21 protein-coding genes are annotated in these 20,304 nt (G+C 71.3%); 8 read left to right on the forward strand and 13 right to left on the reverse strand.

Features of this window, described 5'->3' with window-relative positions:
• The 7 genes from QSK37_RS12195 to QSK37_RS12225 form a co-directional block, all read right to left on the reverse strand.
• On the reverse strand, positions 1–1,101 hold the full coding sequence (locus QSK37_RS12195; RefSeq protein WP_285619870.1) for a DUF5925 domain-containing protein: 1,101 nt from the start codon (positions 1,099–1,101) through the stop codon (positions 1–3).
• 16 nt (positions 1,102–1,117) lie between these two features.
• Entirely contained in the window at positions 1,118–1,996 is an 879-nt protein-coding gene (locus QSK37_RS12200) for an alpha/beta fold hydrolase (RefSeq protein ID WP_285619872.1), read from the reverse strand.
• A gap of 27 nt (positions 1,997–2,023) precedes the next feature.
• The gene (locus tag QSK37_RS12205) at positions 2,024–3,550 is read right to left on the reverse strand and encodes an AMP-binding protein (protein ID WP_285619874.1); all 1,527 of its coding nucleotides are present in this window, start codon (positions 3,548–3,550) and stop codon (positions 2,024–2,026) included.
• A gap of 56 nt (positions 3,551–3,606) precedes the next feature.
• Positions 3,607–4,047 carry a pyridoxamine 5'-phosphate oxidase family protein gene (locus QSK37_RS12210; RefSeq protein WP_285619875.1) on the reverse strand — a complete coding sequence of 147 codons (441 nt, stop codon included), beginning with the start codon at positions 4,045–4,047 and terminating at the stop codon, positions 3,607–3,609.
• Between the two features lie 63 nt (positions 4,048–4,110).
• Positions 4,111–4,455 (reverse strand): VOC family protein, encoded by a 345-nt coding sequence (locus tag QSK37_RS12215; protein WP_285566049.1) that lies wholly within the window; start codon positions 4,453–4,455, stop codon positions 4,111–4,113.
• Between the two features lie 106 nt (positions 4,456–4,561).
• A complete protein-coding gene (locus QSK37_RS12220; RefSeq protein ID WP_285619877.1) occupies positions 4,562–6,100 on the reverse strand; it encodes an AMP-binding protein in 1,539 nt (512 codons plus the stop codon).
• A gap of 16 nt (positions 6,101–6,116) precedes the next feature.
• Positions 6,117–6,740: a TetR/AcrR family transcriptional regulator gene (locus QSK37_RS12225; RefSeq protein WP_285619878.1), complete on the reverse strand. Its 624-nt coding sequence runs from the start codon at positions 6,738–6,740 to the stop codon at positions 6,117–6,119.
• 173 nt (positions 6,741–6,913) lie between these two features.
• Between QSK37_RS12225 and QSK37_RS12230 the strand changes: the two genes are divergently transcribed.
• Positions 6,914–8,434: an MFS transporter gene (locus QSK37_RS12230; RefSeq protein WP_285619879.1), complete on the forward strand. Its 1,521-nt coding sequence runs from the start codon at positions 6,914–6,916 to the stop codon at positions 8,432–8,434.
• A 32-nt stretch (positions 8,435–8,466) separates the two neighbouring features.
• Positions 8,467–9,414 carry an ADP-ribosylglycohydrolase family protein gene (locus tag QSK37_RS12235; RefSeq protein WP_285619880.1) on the forward strand — a complete coding sequence of 316 codons (948 nt, stop codon included), beginning with the start codon at positions 8,467–8,469 and terminating at the stop codon, positions 9,412–9,414.
• Here QSK37_RS12235 and QSK37_RS12240 read toward each other — a convergent pair.
• Positions 9,411–10,226 carry an alpha/beta fold hydrolase gene (locus QSK37_RS12240; RefSeq protein ID WP_285619881.1) on the reverse strand — a complete coding sequence of 272 codons (816 nt, stop codon included), beginning with the start codon at positions 10,224–10,226 and terminating at the stop codon, positions 9,411–9,413. The genes QSK37_RS12235 and QSK37_RS12240 overlap by 4 nt on opposite strands.
• 124 nt (positions 10,227–10,350) lie before the next feature.
• Between QSK37_RS12240 and QSK37_RS12245 the strand changes: the two genes are divergently transcribed.
• On the forward strand, positions 10,351–10,860 hold the full coding sequence (locus QSK37_RS12245; RefSeq protein WP_285619883.1) for a nitroreductase family protein: 510 nt from the start codon (positions 10,351–10,353) through the stop codon (positions 10,858–10,860).
• Between the two features lie 137 nt (positions 10,861–10,997).
• On the forward strand, positions 10,998–11,303 hold the full coding sequence (locus QSK37_RS12250) for a hypothetical protein (RefSeq protein ID WP_285619884.1): 306 nt from the start codon (positions 10,998–11,000) through the stop codon (positions 11,301–11,303).
• A gap of 45 nt (positions 11,304–11,348) precedes the next feature.
• Here the strand turns inward: QSK37_RS12250 and QSK37_RS12255 are convergent, their stop codons facing one another.
• The 4 genes from QSK37_RS12255 to QSK37_RS12270 all read right to left on the reverse strand — a co-directional run bounded on the left by QSK37_RS12255 (position 11,349) and on the right by QSK37_RS12270 (position 14,615).
• Entirely contained in the window at positions 11,349–11,867 is a 519-nt protein-coding gene (locus QSK37_RS12255) for a hypothetical protein (protein ID WP_285619886.1), read from the reverse strand.
• 44 nt (positions 11,868–11,911) lie between these two features.
• Entirely contained in the window at positions 11,912–12,115 is a 204-nt protein-coding gene (locus QSK37_RS12260; protein ID WP_285619887.1) for a hypothetical protein, read from the reverse strand.
• A gap of 130 nt (positions 12,116–12,245) precedes the next feature.
• Complete coding sequence (locus QSK37_RS12265) at positions 12,246–12,671, reverse strand: hypothetical protein (protein ID WP_285619889.1); 426 nt, start codon at positions 12,669–12,671, stop codon at positions 12,246–12,248.
• 66 nt (positions 12,672–12,737) lie between these two features.
• Positions 12,738–14,615: a CocE/NonD family hydrolase gene (locus QSK37_RS12270; protein ID WP_285619890.1), complete on the reverse strand. Its 1,878-nt coding sequence runs from the start codon at positions 14,613–14,615 to the stop codon at positions 12,738–12,740.
• A gap of 103 nt (positions 14,616–14,718) precedes the next feature.
• On the opposite strand from QSK37_RS12270, the gene QSK37_RS12275 reads away from it, so the two are divergent.
• Entirely contained in the window at positions 14,719–15,360 is a 642-nt protein-coding gene (locus tag QSK37_RS12275) for a TetR/AcrR family transcriptional regulator (protein WP_285619892.1), read from the forward strand.
• A 213-nt stretch (positions 15,361–15,573) separates the two neighbouring features.
• Here the strand turns inward: QSK37_RS12275 and QSK37_RS12280 are convergent, their stop codons facing one another.
• A complete protein-coding gene (locus tag QSK37_RS12280; protein WP_285619893.1) occupies positions 15,574–16,224 on the reverse strand; it encodes a TetR/AcrR family transcriptional regulator in 651 nt (216 codons plus the stop codon).
• A 71-nt stretch (positions 16,225–16,295) separates the two neighbouring features.
• On the opposite strand from QSK37_RS12280, the gene QSK37_RS12285 reads away from it, so the two are divergent.
• The 3 genes from QSK37_RS12285 to QSK37_RS12295 are packed head-to-tail and all read left to right on the forward strand — an operon-like array spanning position 16,296 to position 20,286.
• Entirely contained in the window at positions 16,296–17,342 is a 1,047-nt protein-coding gene (locus QSK37_RS12285; protein ID WP_285619894.1) for a phosphotransferase family protein, read from the forward strand.
• On the forward strand, positions 17,342–18,607 hold the full coding sequence (locus QSK37_RS12290; protein ID WP_285619895.1) for an acyl-CoA dehydrogenase family protein: 1,266 nt from the start codon (positions 17,342–17,344) through the stop codon (positions 18,605–18,607). Before QSK37_RS12285 ends, QSK37_RS12290 begins: the two co-directional genes overlap by 1 nt.
• A gap of 2 nt (positions 18,608–18,609) precedes the next feature.
• Positions 18,610–20,286, forward strand: a complete 1,677-nt coding sequence (locus tag QSK37_RS12295; RefSeq protein WP_349497961.1) for a class I adenylate-forming enzyme family protein — start codon at positions 18,610–18,612, stop codon at positions 20,284–20,286.
• The last annotated feature ends 18 nt before the right edge of the window (positions 20,287–20,304 follow it).

The raw sequence follows: 20,304 nt of genomic DNA on the forward strand, positions 1-20,304 counted from the left end.
TTACAGATAGAAGCCGGTCTCGGTGGCCGGTGGCGGGGTGCCCGCGTCGCGCCCGTCGCGCAGGGCGTACAGCTCGGCGAGCGTCGCGCCGTGGCCCAGGTCGTGCGCGGCGGCGTCGGCGCCGAGCCAGGCCGTGGCCTCCGCCGGTGACATCCGGCCCACCTCCACCTGGGCCAGGCAGCGCCCCGGCCGTACGACGGCGGGGTGCAGGGCCGCGAGCGGCTCGTTCGTGGTGATCGCGACGAGCACGTCGCGGCCCTGGCCGAGCAGGCCGTCGGTCAGGTTGAGCAGCCGGGACAGGCCCTGTCCGGTGGCGGCCTTGGCGTCACCGCTGATCAGCTCGTCGCAGTCCTCGACGACGAGGAGCCGCCAGCGCCGGTCGTCGTCGTCCTCGCCGACCGCGACCTCCATGAGGTACGCGGGGTTGCTGAAGAGCTGCTCCGGATCGAGCACGCAATCGAACTGGCACCACTTGGACCACTCGCGGGCCATGGCGCGCAGCGCGGTGGTCTTGCCCGTGCCCGGCGGGCCGTGCAGGAGCACCAGGCGTCCGCCGATGTCGTCGGGGGTCACCTCGGTCAGCCGGTCGACGGCGGTTGCCGCCGCCGCGGTGTAGTTGTCGCGGATCTCCGCCCAGGTCGCGGCGGTGATGGAGCGCTGGCTGCGCGCCGCGCCGTGCGACCCCAGGTGCCAGAAGCCCATCTCGACCCGGTCCTCCTCCGGAGGCGGCGGCTCGACGGCGTCGCGGATCGCCTCCTCCAGCACGGAGGTGCACAGCTCGTCGCTGACCGCGGTCACCTCGACCATGCCCGACCCGCCGCGCCAGCGCACGGACCGCAGCGTCCAGCCGTCACCGCGGGCGAGCAACGCCTCGCGGTTGTCCTCGCGTGACGTGCGCAGCACCCGCGCCCCGGCCGGCCGCAGCAGCGCGTCGGGCCGGATGCGCTCCATCCGCTTGGACCGGGCGAACGGCTGCCGCCCGGCCGCGAACGCCTCCATGGCCAGCACGTCGATCACGTCACCGAGGGTGTCGGTGGTGTCGAGCTGGAACACCACGGGAGGCTCCGGTTCGGACCCGTTGATCGGCAGGAGATCGGACATGAAGTCAATGATCAGGTCATCCGTGTGCCCGCGTCCACTCAATACCCGCCAGGAAGTCGCGAAGCAGCGCGGTCGCGGTCGCGGTCGCCGGATCCTCGCGGAAGAGCCCGTGGCCGGCGTCCGGTACGACGTGCAGCCGCGCGCCCGGCAGCTCGGCGGCGAGTCGCCGGGCGGCGGGCACGGTGGCCACCGGGTCGTGCTCGCCGGCCAGGATCATCGTCGGGCAGGTGACCTGACCGAGCCGTGGCCAGGGGTCGAAGTCGTCGTAGAGGACCTGGCGGAAGTGTTCGAGCACGTCGGGGTTCCAGCGGATGCGCCGCAGCCGGTCGGGGCCGTCGGGGTCGCCACCGGGACGCTGCGAGTAGAGGGGAAGACAGACGCGCGGGTACGCCTCCCGGATCTCGTCGGAGTCCTCGCCGTCCCAGTAGCGCCGCGCGATCTCGCGGGCCTCGGCGCCGCCGAGCCGTTCCATGATGGCGAGCCGTTCGTCCGTCTCGCCGGGCATCACGCTGTCGAGCACCACTCCGCCCAGCCGGGCGGAGTGCCGGATGGCGGCCGTCAGCGCCACCCAGCCGCCGGCGGAGGTGCCGAGCAGAACGGGTTCGGCGATGTCCAGCGCGTCGCAGAAGGCGATGACGTCGTCGGCCCAGCGGTCCCAGGTCCAGGACTCGGGGCCGCCGCGGTCCGAGCGCCCGCTCCCCCGCTGGTCCAGGTAGATCACCTGGGCGTGTTCGGTGACGCCGTCGAGCACCGGCTTGAACGTCGTGTGGTCGGCGCCGGGCCCGCCGTGCAGGGCGATGACCGTCGGGCGTTCGACCATCGCGGGGCCGTCGGGGACGAGCCCGCAGCCGTCGACGTCGAAGTACAGGGAGATGTCACCGATCGCGACGCGCATGGAGCCCACGATGGCCGCGAGTGCGGGCTATTTCCAGTACTCGTCCTTCAGCAGGCGCTTGTAGAGCTTGCCGGTCGGGTGGCGGGGCAGTTCGGCGCGGAAGTCGACCGTACGCGGGCACTTGTAGTGCGCCAGGTTCGCCCGGCAGTGCTCGATGAGCTCCCGTTCCAGCTCCGGGCCCGCCTCGGTGAGGTCCATCGGCTGCACGACGGCCTTGACCGCCTCGCCCATCTCCGGGTCCGGTACGCCGATCACCGCCACGTCGGCGACCTTCGGATGGACGGCGAGGAGGTTCTCCGCCTCCTGCGGGTAGACGTTCACCCCGCCACTGATGATCATGTACGACAGCCGGTCGGTGAGGTAGAGGAAGCCCTCCTCGTCCACGTACCCGACGTCGCCCAGCGTGGTCCAGCCACGGCCGTGCGGGTCGCGGGACGACGCGGTCTTCGCCGGATCGTCGTGGTACTCGAACTCCGGGCCGCCCGCGAAGTACAGCGTCCCGGTCCGCCCCACCGGAAGCTCCTCGCCCTCCTCGTCGCAGACGTGGATCTCACCGAGCAGTGGCCGGCCGACCGTGCCCGGGTGCTCCAGCCACGCCTTGGAGTCGGCGTAGACGAAGCAGTTGCCCTCGGTGCCGGCGTAGTACTCGTGCAGCACCGGCCCCCACCAGTCGATCATCTGCCGCTTGACCTCGACCGGGCAGGGCGCGGCGGCGTGCACGGCGTACCGCAGGCTCGACAGGTCGTACCCCGTCCGGGTCGCCTCCGGCAGCTTGAGCATGCGGATGAACATCGTCGGCACCCACTGGCTGTGCGTCACCCCGTACCGCTCGATCAGCCGCAGCGCCTCCTCCGGGTCGAACCGCTCCATCACCACGACGGTCGAGCCGAAGCGGTGGAAGGTGAGGCAGTAGCGCAGCGGCGCGGCGTGGTACAGCGGGGCCGGTGACAGGTAGACCGAGTGCTCGTCCGGCTGGAAGAGGAAGGACACCAGCTGGGTGAGCTTGTTCGGCGAGCCGGCCGGGGCGAGCGACAGCGTGGGCTTGACCCCCTTGGGCCGTCCGGTGGTGCCCGAGGAGTAGAGCATGTCCACGCCCTCGCACTCGTCCTCGATCGGCCCGGCGGGCTGCCCGGCGATCCGCTCCTCGTACGAGTCGAAGCCCGGCGCCACGCCGTCGAGCATGAGCCGCAGCTCGACACCGGGCGTCCGGTCGCCGACCGCGGTCGCCACCTCCGCCAGCCGCGCCGAGGTGAGGAAGACGCGCGCCCCGCAGTTGTCGATGATGTAGGCGAGCTCGTCGGCCTGCAGGCGGGAGCTGATCGCGGTGTAGTACAGCCCGGAGCGCTGCGCCGCCCACGCGATCGCCAGGAACGACGGGTGGTTCTCCAGCATGAAGGCCACGTGGTCGCCGGGCCGCAGCCCCTCGGCCCGCAGCAGCTGGGCGAGCCGGTTGGACTCCTCGTCCAGCTCGCGGAAGGTGATGACCTTGCCCGAGCCCGCCATGATCACTGCTGGTTTGTCCGGCGTCAGGGCCGCGATCTGTCCCAGGTGCACGAAACCGAACGCTACTCGGTTTCGTCGCGGCGCGGAAGGACGCGGAGGCCGGCCGGTCAGGCGACGGTCCACCGCCCGTCGCGCATGAGGTCGCGGCCGGCGATCTCGTTGGCCTCGCGCCACACCTGGATCCGCGTCGGCCGGACGCGGAAGTAGGCGTAGCCGGTGAGCCCGCGCGGGTCGAAACCGTTCTTGGCCGCGAACGCGTCACCGGCATCCCGGTCGACCTCCACCATCTCCACCGTGCCCTCGATCATGACCACGTCCCGGGTCGGGCCGACGCCGAGGCGGGCCCGTCCGGTGGCGCTCAGGTTGCGGGCGGTCGGCGACGACGAGGGCGTGGACAGCAGCAGCGTGGCACCGTCCCACAGGAACGACAGCGGCACGAGGTACGGCCCGTCGTCACCGGCGGTGGCCACCCACGCGTCCTCGTCGACTTCGAGGCGGCGCAGCGTGTCCTGCTTGCGCTGCGCGGGCGTACGGGCGGGCTCGGGCATCGAGGGTCCTTTCCGTGGAAGACGGGGTCCGGCCCCGCCGCGGGGCCGGACCGGTCCAGAATGTCAGGCCACCTGGCGCAGGCCGACGACGTTGCCGTCCGCGTCCTTCACCGTGGCGATCAGGGTGCCGCCGCCGACGTCGCGGACGTCCTGGAGCGTCTCCGCGCCGCCCTCGACCAGCGCCTGGAGGCTCGCCTTGATGTCCTCGACGTGCCAGTAGGCGACGGGCCCGGCGCCGCCTTCACGGTGGCCGTTCGGGTCCAGGCCGACGTCCTGGCCGCCGACCTTGTAGCCGACGTAGTACGGCGTGTCCGCGTACGGCTCGACGCCCGCCAGCCCGCCGTACAGGGCCTTGGCCGCCGCGAGGTCGGACACGGGGTAGATGATCGTCTTGATGCCATCGGTCATGGCGTGCTCCTTGCTGATCGGGACGGAACCCCCGGAGGGCTCCACCGCAGATCACGCTAGGGTCGGCGGCGCCGCGACGGCTTCTTCATTCCTGACCGATCACCCGTCAGATCGACTTCTCCCGGCCCGTCCAGTACGGATCGCGGATGAGGCGCTTGTAGAGCTTGCCGGTCGGCGTCCGCGGCAGCGCGTCGGGGAAGTCCACCGACCGGGGCGCCTTGTAGCCGGCCAGCGTGCGCCGGGAGAAGGCGATCAGCTCCTCCTCCAGCGCGTCCGAGGGCTCGTATCCGTCCTCCAGCTCGACCGCCGCCTTCACCTGCTCGCCGTACTCCTGGTCCGGCACGCCGAAGACGGCCACGTCGCGTACGGCCGGGTGGGTGATGAGCACGCCCTCGATCTCGGCCGGATAGATGTTCACCCCGCCGCTGATGATCATGTCGATGACGCGGTCGGAGAGGAACAGGTAGCCGTCCTCGTCGAGGTGGCCGACGTCGCCGGTGGTGAACAGCCCGTCGCGGTGCACGGAGGCGGTCTTGTCCGGGTCGCCCCAGTACTCCACGTCGTCGCCGCTGGTGTAGCGGAACCAGAGCTGGCCGCGCTCCCCCGCCGCGGCCGGCGAGCCGTCCTCGCGAAGCACGTGGATCTCGGCCATCGGCAGCGCGCGCCCGACCGTGCCGGGCCGCTCCAGCCACTCCCGCGACGACACGACGGTGTTCACCGACGACTCGGTGGAGCCGTAGTACTCGTACACGACCGGGCCCAGCCAGTCGATCATCCGCCGCTTGACCTCGGGCGAGCACGGCGCGGCGCCGTGCCAGACGGCGGCGAGGCTCGACAGGTCGTACCCGCGCCGGGTCTCCTCGTCCAGGCGCAGCAGGCGGACGAACTGGGTCGGCACCAGGTGGACGTTGGTGATCCGGTGCTCCTCGATGAGGCGCAGCGTCTCCTCGGGGTCGAACGACTGCCGCATGACGACCGAGCGCCCCGCGCAGAGCATGACGTGCGACCACAGCCACTGCGCCGAGTGGTAGACCGGTCCGACCAGCAGCGACCGCCCGCCCTCCGGGATGGACAGCAGCTGCGCGGACCCCTCGGCGACGCCCTTCATCGTCTCCAGCGGGGCGCCGGTCGTGACGAGCTTGCGCCGCACGCCCTTCGGGCGCCCGGTCGTGCCCGACGTGTAGATCATCGGCCAGCCCATGACCTGCCCGGACGGCTCCCCGTCCGGTCCGCCGGCGAGGAACTCCTCGTACGGCTGGAAGCCCGGGACCTCGCCGATGCCGATCCGGAACGGCGTGTCCGCCGCCGCCTCGGCCGCCACGTCCGCGAAGGCGTCCTCGGAGAACAGCGCCTTCGCTCCGGAGTCGGCGAGGACGTACCGCAGCTCGTCGGCGGTCCAGTGCCAGTTGACCAGGACGTACCGCAGGCCGATGTGGGTGGCCGCGGCCATCAGCTCGAAGTACTCCCGGCGGTTGCCCGAGTGGATCGCGATGGCGTCGCCGTCGTCCAGGCCGAGGCCCCGCAGCGCACCCGCGAGGCGGTCGACGCGCGCCCGGAACTCCCGCCACGTGGTGACGCCGCGCTCGTCGGTGACGGCCGGCTCATCCGGTCGTGCCTCGGCGTACGGGCGGAGCAGTTCGGCCATCGGGACCTCCCGGTGTTCAGTGGGTCCGGGCCCCCGCCATGCGCAGCGCGAGCCCGACGTAGCGGGCCTCCAGCTCGGCGTGACTCAAGGGCCGGTGCTCGTGGAACCATTCGCTGATGTGGACACACATGTCAAGGATCGGCAGCGCGGTGAGCACGGCCGCCGTACGGTCGTCGCCCCCGACCAGGTCGAAGACCTGCTTCTTCTGACCGGCGAGCAGCACGTCGACCACGGTGTCGCGCAGGCGGCGCCGGATCGCGACGACCTCGTCGTAGTGCGCCCCGGTCAGTAGCGGGAACTCCCGGTTGGCCACGCGAGCGGTCTCCCGATGGTCGGAGTGCCGGGCGACGTAGACGCGCACGATCGCGCTGAGCTCGGCGACCGGGTCGCCCGCGACCGCCCCCACCGCCGCCGTCAGAACGCTCTCCAGCCGCAGGTGGATGTCGCGCACCACGGTGTAGAGCAGCTCGTCCTTGGACTCGAAGTGGTTGTAGAGCGCGCCGGGTGTCAGGCCGCACGCCTCGGTGATCTGCCGGACCGACGTCGCGATCGCGCCCTGCCGGTAGAACAGCTCGACTGCGGCGGCGGCCAGACGCTGCTGGAGCGGGGATCCCCCGACGGGCAGGCCGGTATCCGTCACCGTGTCACTCTCCCGTCTTGACATGCCACTTAATTCGAGCGTACTAATATTTCCAACGCGTGAATGAACGCTTATTTACCCATGATGGCACAGGTCATGCGGCACATCGGCCTCGGGGGCGGGGCGTCTAATGGCGCTCTGGAGCAGCTCGCCCAATGGAAAAAGAGGAAGCGATGGCTCCATCTGACCCGACGGCTCCCGCGGCGGCGGGATTCACCATCGACCGGCTCTGGCGCCGCGGCCTCGACCGGTATCCGAGCACAGGATCGCGCTACTGGTACCTGGCCGTGGCGGTGTTCGTCACAATCATCTTGTACTACGAGCTCTACGTGGCCGGCGGCGTCGCCCCGCTCGTGCTCGAGCACTTCAAGATGTCGTTCATCTACTACGTCAACATCCTTGTGCTGGCCAACCTCGTCGGCGCGTTCGGCTCGCTCGCGGCCGGCCTCGCCGACCGCTGGGGCCGCGCCAACCTGGTCGCGTACGGCCTGCTCGTCACCGGCGTGCTCGCCCTGATCACCCCGCTCGCACCGAACAAGTTCGTCTTCGGGCTGTTCGCCGTGATCGGCGGCGTCGTCGAGGGCATGTGCCTGGTCGCGACGCCGGCGCTCGTCCGCGACTTCTCCCCGCAGATCGGCCGCGCGTCCGCAATGGGCTTCTGGACGCTCGGGCCCGTCGTCGGCAGCCTGGTCGTCAGCTTCGTCGCCAACCGCACGCTGCCGCACCTGGACAACTCCTGGTCCAGCCAGTTCTACATCGTCGGCGTCGTCGGCCTCGTGGCGTTCGTGATCGCGCTGTTCGGGCTGCGCGAGCTCAAACCCGGGCTCCGCGACCAGGTGATGGTCAGCGCCGGCGACCGCGAGCTCATCGAGGCGCGTGCCGACAGCGCCGAGCGGACGGTCGACCTCGACCGGCCGTGGGGGCAGATGCTGCGCCTGGACATCCTCGCTCCCGCGCTCGGGATCAGCATCTTCCTGCTGATCTACTACACCGCGGTCGGCTTCTTCACCGTCTACCTGACCTCCAACTTCGGCTTCACCACGTCGAAGGCCAACGGCATCAACACCTGGTACTGGGCGATCAACGCGATCAGCCTCGTGGTCGTCGGCGCCCTGTCGGACCGGCTGCGGGTGCGCAAGCCGTTCATGGTGGCCGGCACCGTGCTCGCGGTGGTGATGACGTTCATCTTCATGACCCGCACGACGCACCCGGACACGAGCTCGACCACGCTCATCGTGATCATCGCCCTGCTCTCGCTCGGCCTCGCGACGGCGTACGCCCCGTGGATGGCGGCGTTCACCGAGACGATCGAGAGGCGCAACCCGGCGCTGACCGCGACCGGCCTGGCGATCTGGGGCTGGATCCTGCGCATCGTGGTCTGCCTGGCCTTCTTCGTCCTCCCGTACGTCGTCAGCGCGGTGGACAAACTGGTCGAGGCTCCGGCCGTACTGGCCCAGGTGAAGGCCGCCGGCGCCAATCCGCCACCCGCGCTGCTCGCCGAGGTCGGGAAGATCAAGAGCGCCGCCGCCGACGCGCCGCACCAGTGGCAGGCCTGGTGGTGGGTGTGCATCGTGGCCGAGATCCTGTTCCTCGGCCTGATGCTGCCGCTGGTCGGCCGCTGGAGCCCGAAGGCGGCCAAGGCCGACGCCGAGGCGCACGAACGCGAGGTCGCCCGCCTCACCGGCGCCTCCTGAGGGAACCTCTCCGGCCGTCCGGTCGTCGCACAGTGGTGACGCTCACCAGTGAACAGCGAGACCGGGCGGCCGGAGTGCTCCTGGGCGCGGCCTGCGGCGACGCGCTCGGCGTGCCGTACGAGTTCGCCGCTCCCCTGTCCCCCACGGCCGTCCCCGCGATGATCGGCGGCGGCCTCGGCCCGTACGCGCCGGGCGAGTACAGCGACGACACCCAGATGCAGGTGTGCGTCGCCGAGGTCGCGGCGAGAGGACGCGGCCTGCGGTCGGACCTCGCGCTGGACGGGGTCGCGGTCCGGTTCCTGCGGTGGTACCGCGAGGGCGCCAGCGACATCGGCAACCAGACCCGCGCGGTGCTCGGGTCCGTCGACCGGACCGGCGGCCTGTCATCGGAGATGCGCCGCGCCGCCGACGACCTGCACGCCCGTACGGGCCGCAGCGCGGGCAACGGGTCGCTGATGCGCACCGCCGTCGTCGCACTGCCGTACCTGGAGGACCCGGCCGCCATGATGGAGGCGGCCCGGCTGGTCAGCGGCCTGACCCACGCCGACGACCTGGCCGGCGACGCGTGCGTGCTGTGGTGCGCGGGTGTACGCCGCGCGGTGCTGGAGGGCACCTACGACGGCGTGCGCGAGGGGCTGGCGTACCTGCCGCCGTCGCGCCGCGACGCGTGGGCCTCCCGGCTGGCCGAGGCCGAGGCCGCGCCCCCGCAGCGGTTCAGCCCGAACGGCTTCGTCGTCCCGGCGCTGCAGGCGGCGTGGTCGGCGGTGACGCACACGTCGTCGCTGCCGGACGGCCTGTTCGCCGCGGTACGGGCCGGCGACGACACCGACACGGTCGCCGCGATCGCGGGCGCGCTCCTGGGCGCACGCCACGGCGCGTCGGCCGTACCGGAGGAGTGGCGGGCGAAGGTGCACGGCTGGCCGGGCCTGACCGCCGACGACCTGACCACCCTCGCCGTCCGCGCCGCCGAGTCCGCCTAGCGTTCTTGAGCCACCCACTCCCGCAGAAGTGCGAGGAAGTCGTCGGGCCGCTCCAAAGAGGGCAGGTGGGCGACGTCGGGCCAGTCGACACGGCGAGCGTCGGGCAGGGCCCGGCAGATCCGCTCAGCGGAGTCCAGAGTGGTGTCGAGGTCGCGCCCTCCGACCAGGACAAGGACCGGGATGGTGAGATCAGGCAGGCGTTCGAGCGCAGGTGGGGCGAACTCTGCCTCGTCGGTCTCCCCCAGTGACTCGGTGACCTCGAACGCGCGCCGCTGCATACGGCGCACGTGGTCTTGGACGCCGGATGCCACATCGGATGGCTCGCGGCCGCGGCCGACCACCCACGTGGCGATGTTGGCCTCCACCGCCGCGTCGAGGTCGCGTGCGGCCAGGGCGTTCTTCTCCGCTTCGAAGAAGCGCTCGAGATCCTCGGTCGACTCCGCCAGCAGACTGCCGCCCGGCGGGCAGAGCAGCAGGGACACGGCCAGCCCCGGTCGGGAGAGGGCGGCCTCGGTCGCGACCCCGGCTCCGAGCGAGCCCGCCACGAGGTGACATCGAGTGATACCGAGGTGCTCCAACGCGGACAGGACGTCCTCGGCGTGTGACCAGCGAGCGCCGGGTGGCCTACTGGACTCACCGAAGCCGCGAAGGTCGAGGCGGACGACTTCGTACTCGGCCGCGAGCGCCTCCCACTGGGCATCCCACATGGTCCGGTCGGCCACGCCGGCGTGAATGAGGATGATCGGAGTGCCGTCACCGCGCCCGGCACGTTCGTAGGCGATCCCCTGCGGGGTGTACTGGTGTGTGCGCACAGGTCTCCGGGGTCGGGGACCGAGGACGAGACCAAGGAAACACCTGCCAGGATCCAGAGCAAACGGTTTTTCAGGCGCGCGGCGCGAGGTGAGGGATCGGAGGCCGGGACGGGTGGATGAGCCGTTGCGTGCGGAGGTGGGGTCGCTGCGGGCCACACGGTGGTTCGCGGACGCGCCGGTGCCGACGCGCGAGATCGTACGAGTGCTCGAGGCGGCGCGCTGGACCGGGTCGGCGCGCAACCGCCAGCCGTGGCGGTTCATCGTCGTCCGCGACCGCGGCCTGCGGGAGGAGCTGAGCCTGCTAGGCGGTTACGCGGCACACCTGGCCGCCGCTCCGGTGGCCGTACTGCTCGCGGTGGACCACGCGACCGGGGGCGAGGACGCGGAGTTCGACGCCGGCCGGGCCGCGCAGAGCCTCATGCTCGCCGCGCACGGCCTGGGCCTGGGCAGCTGCCCGGTGTCGTTCTTCCCCGCTCCCAACGCCGAGCAGGCGGGGCGGCTGGTCGGCGTCGAGACTCCGTGGAAGGTGCGGACCGCGATCGCGCTCGGCCACCCCGCGCGGGCGCCGCGGGGCAGATCCGCGATCCCCGCCGGGCGGCTGCCCCTGGATCAGGTCGTTCGCTGGATCGACTGAGAGTCCTTCGGATCCGCAATCCGCGGCAGGAGCATCCCCGTCTTCTCACCGCCGTCGCCTACCTCGGGGCCCTGGGCCCGGACGGCGAGCGGGAGCTGGAGAAGGCGCTGCGGTCCGGGCGAACGCCACGGTTGTACGTGATCGAGGCCGAGTACGCGCTGCACATGGCGCGGAGCGAGCTCGCCGCCGACGGCGAGGCCCGGCGGCAGGGCTTCGACCCTCTCCGCGTCGGGTTCGACACGACCCCGTTGTCCGGCCCGGGCGAGGACTTCGTCGCGGCGCCCACCGACCACGGCGGCACGGAGTTCACGGCCGCCCTCGGCTACGTCGGTCTCGACCTCTTCCCCGACGTCTTCCAGCCGCCATCGGCGTCTACACGCACTTCGCCCTGCGCGACGCCGACAGCTCGGCGCCCGGGCTCTTCCACACCTTCGGCCTGCTGACCGACGACTACCGGCCGAAGCCCGCCTTCGCGGCGTACCAGGCGCTCATCGAGCGGTTCGGCTGGCCGTACGGGGCAGGTCGGCGCCGCAGAGGGCGCAGACGAAGTCGTGATCCTTGACCAGGTTGCGCTCGCGGCACCGGGGGCAGTGGCGGAAGACGACCGGGTCGGTGAAACGGCCGGGGTGCGGCAGGCCCGCGGCGTCGAGGGCGGCGGCGACGGCGGGCCAGGAGTCAGAGTCGGGGCAGTAGCCGGTCGAGTGGTTGCCGACCTCGCTGACGGTCCAGCGGCCCTGCTCGTGCACGAAGGTCATCTCTCCGGCGCTCAGCACGGACGCGCCGCCGGCGCAGGCGACGTGCTCGCTCCGCCGGGGCGCGAGCCGCAGCGACCCGCCGCGATCGACGACGAAGGTGAAGGGCTCGGCCCGCTCGTCCGCGTCGCGCGACGCCAGCCAGGCGGCGAGGTCGCCCGGCGACCTGATCGGGCGCCCGGCGGCATCGGGCCGTACGGCGGCGAGCAGGTCGGCGGGGCCCACGTAGCGGTACGCGTACGGCTCGTCGGTCACCCGGCGAACGTATCCGACCGCCGCGTCATCCGGAGGCGCGGCGGTCAGTCCTCCGCCGCGGAGCCGTCGGCGCGGGGCCGGATCAAACCGCCCTGTTGGTGAGAGTCGTCGTGGCGGTGAGCGATGCGCACGGCATACTCGCGCGGCGAGACTCCCAGTTGCCATGAGCAGACCGCGCAGCTCAGGTGGTCGTGGGAGGTCTGTTCGTCGTGCTCCACCTCGACGACGCCAATCCGCAGGTTCTCCACGGACCGAACCGTACACGGAGCGTAACCGCGCCCTCCACTCTCGTGATCTGCGTGTCCGGCTGCCGAAAAAGCCCATTTAAGGCGGCATCTGGATTTGTCTTTTATTTGCAGCCACTCAAGAGGGTCCGGGTCAGGAGCGGACGTTGGCCCTATCGCGCTGACGGGTTCGGACCGAATGCATGCCTTGTGAGGCCACCGACTCGCTCTTGGATACCCTGACCCCGTGGTCGCTCCACCACATGCCGAACGCCACGAGCGCGACGATGAAGCCGGCGAGGCCGAAGAGCACCCACAACCCGTTCCCGCCGCCGACCGAGCTGTTGTACGCGGCGATCATCGCAATGCCGAAGATCAGGCCGGGAACCGCGACGGCGAGCCGACGCGACCGCAGCTTTCGTACCTCCGCTGCGGAGGGAACGGTGACCTGCACGGTGGTGTCGCAGTTGCCGCAATAGACGCGGACGGTCGCGACACCATCGGCCGGTCGGGGGCTGTCGATCGGGTACGTCATGTAGTGGTAGGTCGTCGATCTGACCCGCTCGGTCTTACCGAGCATGTGGGCCAGTCGAACCGCTGGAACATTCTCAATCGGATGAAACGCCATCAGACGTAATTCTTTCGTCTATTCGATTAGGGAAACCGGCATCGTCACCGACGACGGGTGATCGCCGCCGGTGTAGATGGTCATCGGCCCGAGAGTCTTCAGGCCGCCGTCCGGCAGCGGCGCCAGGTGAGGTAAGTCGAAGCCCTCGACCGCCAGCCGCAGTCGGTGCCCGGGCCTGATGGCCGCACCTGTCGGGAAGATCTCCACGTCCACCGGCGCGATCGTGCCCGGCGTCAGGTCCTTCCTGGTCGACTTCAGAAACGGGTGCCAGGGCTGGATCATCTTGCCGTCCAGGTAGCGCGACCTCTTCTTGTCCAGCGCCCGCTGGGAGATGCTCTCCCAGCCGCCGGTGATCCGGTGGACGCCGCCGTCGGGTGCGACGTCCTCGACCGCCAGCGACAGCATGCCGTCGCCGGTGCTGGTCGAGACGTACAGGTGGGCGTCGATCGGCCCCTGGAAGCGCAGCGTCTTCGTCGCGGGCGCGGAGTCGAAGGTGAGTCCGGTCGCATCGTTGAGCCGGTTGTCGGTCCAGCACGGCAGGTCGTTGAGCACCGCGCTCGCCAGGCCGCCGGTCCACTGGTCGGTCGAGCGCGTGCACAGGCCGCTGACCGGCAGCGGCTGGAGGGTCGACCTTCCCGAGGTCGGGGTGCCGGTGGTCAGGCCACCGGACTCGACCCCGGCGGTCGAGGACCCGGAGAGCTTGAAGGTCTTCGCGGACAGGTCGCTCGCGATCCACTTCTGCGTCCGCACCCATCGGCCGGTGCCCTGCTCGTAGTAGGTCACCGGCGCGATCTGGTCCAGGCCGGTGTCCTGCCCCATGATCCAGTGGTCGAACCAGCGCAGCTCGAGCTCGGCCAGTGACCCGTAGCCGGCGGCGCCGAACTCCTTGCCCCTGCCCGACCCGGCCTGGAGGTGGTTCCACGGCCCGTCGATGAACTTCACGGGTGTCCCGTTGCGCTGGATCCCCTCGAAGAGCAGGGGTTCGCCGCGCTGGAAGATGTCGTACTCACCGCCGATGATGAACGTCGGGACCTTCACCTTGTCGATGCGCGTGATCGGTTTGCGCTCCGCCCAGTACGGACCGTCGTACGCCACATCCCCGCCCAGCACTCCCGAGAGCACCTCCGGCAGTGTGCCGCCGACGCCGCCGGCGAGGTGGTCGACCGCCATGGTCAGGGCCGACCTCGGGTCCGTGAGGCTGAACGCGGGGGGAATCGCGCCGGCCGCGGAGACGAGCATGAACCACTGCGGCAGGAAACCCGCGTCCAACTCCCCGCCCGCGGCGGTGACGTCGCGGTAGGGATCGGCGGCCGGCACCGTCGGGAAGATCGCCTTCAGCCCGGGTGGCTGCTGCTCGGCGGCGAAGAGCTGCTCGATGCCGAGGTAGGAACCGCCCTGCATGCCCACCTTGCCGTTGCTCCACGGCTGCCTGTGCGCCCAGGTCACGACCTCGCCGGCGTCCTTGTTCTCCCTCTCGCCGAACGCGGACCACCGGCCCTCGGAGCTGCCCGTGCCACGCGCGTCGACCCACAGCTCCGCGTAGCCGCGCTCGACGAAGTAGTCGGCGGGGACGTTGGTGCCGAGGAGGGCGCCGCTGTTGGTGCCGATCGGCAGCCGCTTGTTGTACGGCGTGATCGTCACCAGCACGGGCAGCTTCTGCTTCACGGCCTTGCCGTCGGCGGTCGCCGGGAGCGTGAGGTCACCGCGCAGGATCTTCCCGTCACTCATCCGGATCGCCAGGTCCTTGCGCGTCACGGTGTCGTGCCACTGCGCGGGTCGCGGTTTCCAGCCGCCGGTGAGCGGCGCCGAGGCCGATCGAGCGGGCGCCGCGGCAGCGGACGCGAGCACCAGCGCAAGGACGGGCAGCACCATCAACGAGCGAGCGTTCACCTTCACGGGTCTCCTGTGAGTGCGTTTACTACCGCGTCGTAGTAAATTGCTACGTCATGGTAGTAATTGTCAAGAGGGGCCCGCTCCAAAGGCCGCTACCCTGTCCGGCGTGACGAAGGCAGAAGCGGGCGCGCGACGCAAGCGACGCACGTACGCACCCCGGATGCCCCTTGAGCAGCGCCGCCGGCAGCTGCTCGACGCGGCACTCGCGCTCATCGTCCGCGAGGGGTACGCCGGCGTCACCGTCGACGCGATCGCCCAGGAGGCCGGGGTCACCAAGCCGGTCGTCTACGGCGCGTACGCCAACCTCCCACTCCTGCTCACCGCGCTCCTCGACCGGACCCAGAGCGATGCCGTCGCCCAGCTCCTGGCCGCCTTCCCGCAGGATCCGCGTCGCCTCACCTCGAAGCACCTCCCAGGAGACATCGCCCGCGCGTGGGCACGGGCCGTACGCGAGAACCCGCAGACCTGGACGCCCGTCCTGAGCACCGGCGCGCAGACACCGGCGCCCGTCCTCGACCGGATCGAACAGGGGCGCGAGGTCGTGCGCAAAGCCATCGCCGACTTCATCGGCAGGGGCCGCGACCTGGACGCCGCCACCGCCCGACGTCACCTCTGGACGGCTCACGCCGTGGTCGCCGCCGCCGAGCACTTCGGACGCCTGGTGCTGACCCGCCCCGACGCCATCACCGACGACGAACTCGCCGCGCTCTTCGACGATCTGGTCAACGGCCTCCTGCGCCGGACCTGAGCAGAAGACCGGGGAGTGCCTCGCGGCGCGTCGAGCCGGTCTCGTCGGCCGGGCTGCGATCAGCAACCGTACCGGTCCGCCACAGCGGGCAGGTGTCGCGACGCGTTCGCCGTGGCTGTGGCGTAAACGCCCCGAGCAGCCGCACACCATCCGGACCGGTCGACAGATCGCGCAGCACTCGCGAGTGCCTTTCTCCTGTCGCGGACGGCCTGATCAGGGTGTGCGTTCGCGGTCGCGTTCGGCGGCCAGGCGGTGTGTCTCCGCGGACAGCGGGGCGAGCAGGACCGCCGCGACCAGGTCGATCAGGTGGCTGGTGAACAGCCGGTCGTCGGCGTGCGGCCCCGACTGGGCGCGGCGGGCCAGCTCGATCATCGTGAAGCGCACCGCGACGAACCGGCGGTGCAGGCGGGCGGCGTCCTCTTCCAGGAGCGGCGCGGTCAGGGCCCGCCAGCGGTAGGTGCTGTCGGCCGGGTCGCTGACGCTCGCGCGGCCGATCAGCGGCTCGGGGCGGTTCACCAGCTCGCCGAGGATCCGCAGGTACGCGCGGCCGCTGGGGTAGGCGAGCTTGGCCGCGAGCGGGCGGACCAGGGCGGCCGACAGCGCGCGGACGTCGTCGGGTTCGCCGGCCTCGTACGCGTCCAGCAGGGCGTGACGCGCCGACTCCACCTCGGCGCGATGCCGTTCGAGCACGGCGCGCAGCAGACCGTGCCGGTCGCCGAAGTGGTACTGCAGGGCGGTGACGTTGCGTGCCCCGGAGGCGCGCACGATCTCCCGCAGGGAGACGCCGTAGACGCCCTCGGCGGCGAAGAGCCGCTCCGCCGTCTCGATGAGGCGCTCCCGCGTCTCACGTCCGGCGGTGCCCATGGGGGAATTCAAGCACATTGACCTTTAATGCACGTGAATCATAGGCTCGTTCACGCGGAGGTTCTCCCTGGATGCAGCCTGATGACATCGATCCGTCGCTGGTCGACTTCGGCGTTCTGGCGCGCTGGATGGACGGCGAGGGCCTGCCCGGTGGCGCGTTCGAGCGGGTCGAGCGGCTCGGTGGCGGCACGCAGAACGTCCTGGTCCGGTTCTGCCGTGGCGACCGCCCGTACGTCCTCCGCCGCCCGCCCGTTCACCCCCGGCCCCGGAGCAACGACGCGCTGCGCCGGGAGGCGCGCGTGCTGGCCGCCCTCGACGGCACGGGCGTGCGCGCGCCGCGCCTGATCGCCGCCTGTACGGACGAGACGGTCATGAACGGCGTGGTCTTCTACCTCATGGAGTCGGTGCGCGGCTTCAACCCCACGACGACGCTCCCCCGGCCGTACGCCGAAGACCCCGCCGTGCGGCACCGCATGGGCCTGGACGCCGCCGCCGCGCTCGCCGAGCTGGGCGCGGTCGACCACGTCGCCGTCGGCCTGGGCGACGTGGGCCATCCGGAGGGGTTCCTCGAACGCCAGGTCGGCCGGTGGCTCTCGGAGCTGGAGTCCTACAACGCGCTGGACGGGTACCCCGGCGCGGACATCCCCGGGCTGACCGAGGTCGCGGCCTGGCTGGAGGAGCGCCGGCCGCGCGCGTGGCGGCCCGGGATCATGCACGGCGACTACCACCTCGCCAACCTGCTCTACGACCCCGACCATCCCCGGGTGGCGGCGATCGTCGACTGGGAGATGTGCACGATCGGCGATCCGCTGCTCGACCTGGGCTGGCTGATCGCGACCTGGCCCGCCGGGGAGGCCGCGCCGCTGGCCGGCGCCATCGGCACGGCGGGCGGGCTGCCCGCGACCGACGAGCTGGTCGACGTCTACGCGGCCCGTACGGACCGGGACCTGTCCGCGCTCACCTGGTACGCCGTGCTCGCCTGCTTCAAGCTCGGCATCGTGCTGGAGGGCACGCACGCCCGCGCGTTCGCCGGCAAGGCGTCCAAGGACGTCGGCGACCTGCTGCACGCGACCACGCTCGGGCTGTTCGCCCGCGCCCGCACCTTCATGGAGACCTGATGTGGGACTTTTCCACCGAGCCCGAGTTCCAGGCGAAGCTCGACTGGATGGACGCGTTCATCCGGGACGAGGTCGAGCCGCTCGACCTGGTCTACGGCGGCAAGGCGTACGAGCCGCTCGGTGACGAGCTGCGCGGCATCGTCGAACCACTCAAGGCGCGCGTGCGGGAGCAGGGGCTGTGGGCCTGCCACCTGGGCCCTGAACTGGGCGGACAGGGGTACGGGCAGCTCAGGCTCGCGCTGATGAACGAGCTCATCGGCCGCTCCCCGTGGGCGTCGGTCATCTTCGGCTGCCAGGCGCCGGACACCGGCAACGCCGAGATCATCGCGATGTACGGCACCAAGGAGCAGAAGGCCCGCTACCTCAAGCCGCTGCTCGACGGCGAGTGCTTCTCCGGCTTCTCGATGACCGAACCGCACGCCGGCTCGGACCCGCGCCTGTTCCGTACGCGCGCGGTCCGCGACGGCGACGGCTGGGTGATCAGCGGGGAGAAGTACTTCACCTCCAACGCGGCCAACGCGGCGTTCCTCATCGTGATGGCGGTGACCGACCCGGACGCCCACCCGTACCAGCGGATGTCGATGTTCCTGGTGCCGGCGGACACGCCGGGCGTGGAGATCCTGCGCAACGTGTCCACGATGGGTCACCGCGGCGACGGCGGCCACGCGCACATCCGCTACAACGACGTCGCGGTCGGGCCGGACGCGCTGCTCGGCGAGGTGGGCGGGGCGTTCGCCATCTCGCAGGCGCGGCTCGGCGGCGGGCGGATCCACCACGCGATGCGGACGGTCGCGGCGGTGAAGAAGGCCTTCGACATGATGTGCGAACGGGCCCTGTCGCGGGAGACCCATGACGGCACCCTCGCCGGCAAGCAGCTCGTCCAGGCGGCGATCGCCGACTCGTACCTCCAGATCCAGCAGTTCCGGCTGCTGATCCTGCACACGGCCTGGCTGATCGACCGTTCCTCCACCAAGGAGGCGCGTACCCAGATCGCCGCCTGCAAGGTGGCGGCGGCGCGCGTCTTCCACGACGTGGTGTACCGGGCGATGCACATCCACGGCGCGCTCGGGGTGTCCGGCGACACTCCCCTGGCGCGGCTCTGGCAGGCCGCGCCGCTCATGGGGATCATGGACGGCCCGACCGAGGTGCACCAGGCCTCCATCGCCCGCCGCGTGCTGCGCGGGTACGAGCCCTCCCCCGGGCCCTGGCCCACCGAGTACCTGCCGGACAAGATCGCCGCCGCCCGCGAGAAGTACGGAGTCTGATGATGCGGAGCCTGGAAGACGTCACGGCCGCCCTGACCGCGCCGGGACAGCTGTTCGAGATGGACGAGGTCGAGATCCGCGGGACGCGCACGCGCGTGTGGAAGAACGCCCTGCCGTCGCTGCGCTCGCTCTTGGAGGTCACCCGGCTGCACGGCGACGCGACGTTCCTCGTGTACGAGGACGACCGGCTGACGTTCGAGGAGCACTTCCTGCGGGCGGCCACGTTCGCCCGCCGGCTCACCGAGCGGTACGGCGTGACGAAGGGCGACCGCGTCGCCATCGCGATGCGCAACTTCCCCGAGTGGTCGGTGGCCTTCTTCGGCGCCGCGGCGGCCGGGGCCGTCGTCGTGCCGCTCAACGCCTGGTGGACCGCGCCGGAGCTGGAGTACGGCCTGCGCGACAGCGGCGCGAAGGTCCTCGTCGCCGACCAGGAGCGCGCCGAACGTCTCGCCGGCGTGCTGCCCGGCCTCGGCGTCCCCACGATCGTCGCGCGGGCCGAGGGCGACCCGCCCGCGGGCGCCGAGGCGTTCGAAGCGGTGCTCGGCGCACTCGGCGACGCCCTGCCGGAGGTCGCCATCGACCCGGACGACGACGCCACGATCTTCTACACCTCCGGCACGACCGGCCGCTCGAAGGGCGCGCTCGGCACCCAGCGCAACATCACCGGCAACCCGGTGAGCCTCGCGTACGCGATGGCGGCGGCGGGCCTGCGCGCCGGCCGCGACCTGGAGGAGGTGGTCGGGGCACCGCGCCGGGTGTCGCTGCTCAGCGTGCCGTTCTTCCACGCGACCGGCTGCCACTCCGTGCTCGTCGCCAGCGCGCTGGCCGGCAGCACGATCGTGCTGATGCACAAGTGGAACCCCGAGCGGGCCCTGGAGCTGATCGAACGCGAGCGCGCCACGATGTTCGGCGGCGTGCCGACGATGGCGTGGCAGGTCCTCACGTCCCCGCACTTCGACAAGTACGACACCTCCAGCCTCACGTCCGTCTCCTACGGCGGCGCGCCCGCGCCGCCGAAGCTGGTGGAGAAGATCAAGGAGCTGCTGCCCGACCGGGTCCCGGGCAACGGGTACGGGCTGACGGAGACGTCCTCGGTGACGACCTACAACTCCGGCGTCAACTACCTGTCGCACCCCGACAGCGTCGGCCCGCCGGTCGCGGTGTGCGACGTGAAGGTCGTCGGACCGGCCGGCGACGAACTCCCGGCCGGCGAGGTGGGCGAGCTGCTCATCAGGGGCCCGAACGTCATCAAGGGCTACTGGAACCGCCCGGACGCCACCGCCCAGGCGTTCATCGACGGCTGGTTCCACAGCGGCGACCTGGCGCGCGTCGACGAGGAGGGCTTCGTCTACATCGTCGACCGGGCGAAGGACATGCTGATCCGCGGCGGAGAGAACGTCTACTGCGCCGAGGTCGAGGCGGCCCTCTACGAGCACCCGGCCGTCGCGGACGCGGCCGTCATCGGCGTCCCCCACGATGAGCTGGGCGAGGAGGTCGGCGCGGTCGTCCGCCTGCGGTCGGGCGAGTCCCTGACCGCCGAGGAGCTCCAGGTGTTCCTGCGCGAGAGGATCGCGAAGTTCAAGGTGCCGTCCCACGTGTGGTTCCGCGAGAGCGAGCTGCCCCGCAACCCGGGCGGCAAGATCCTCAAGACCCACCTGCGCGCCGAGATCCTCGGCTGAGGCATTCCTGCGCCCGCG

It is taken from the genome of Actinoallomurus iriomotensis (assembly GCF_030269445.1).
Classification (GTDB): Bacteria; Actinomycetota; Actinomycetes; order Streptosporangiales; family Streptosporangiaceae; genus Actinoallomurus; species Actinoallomurus iriomotensis.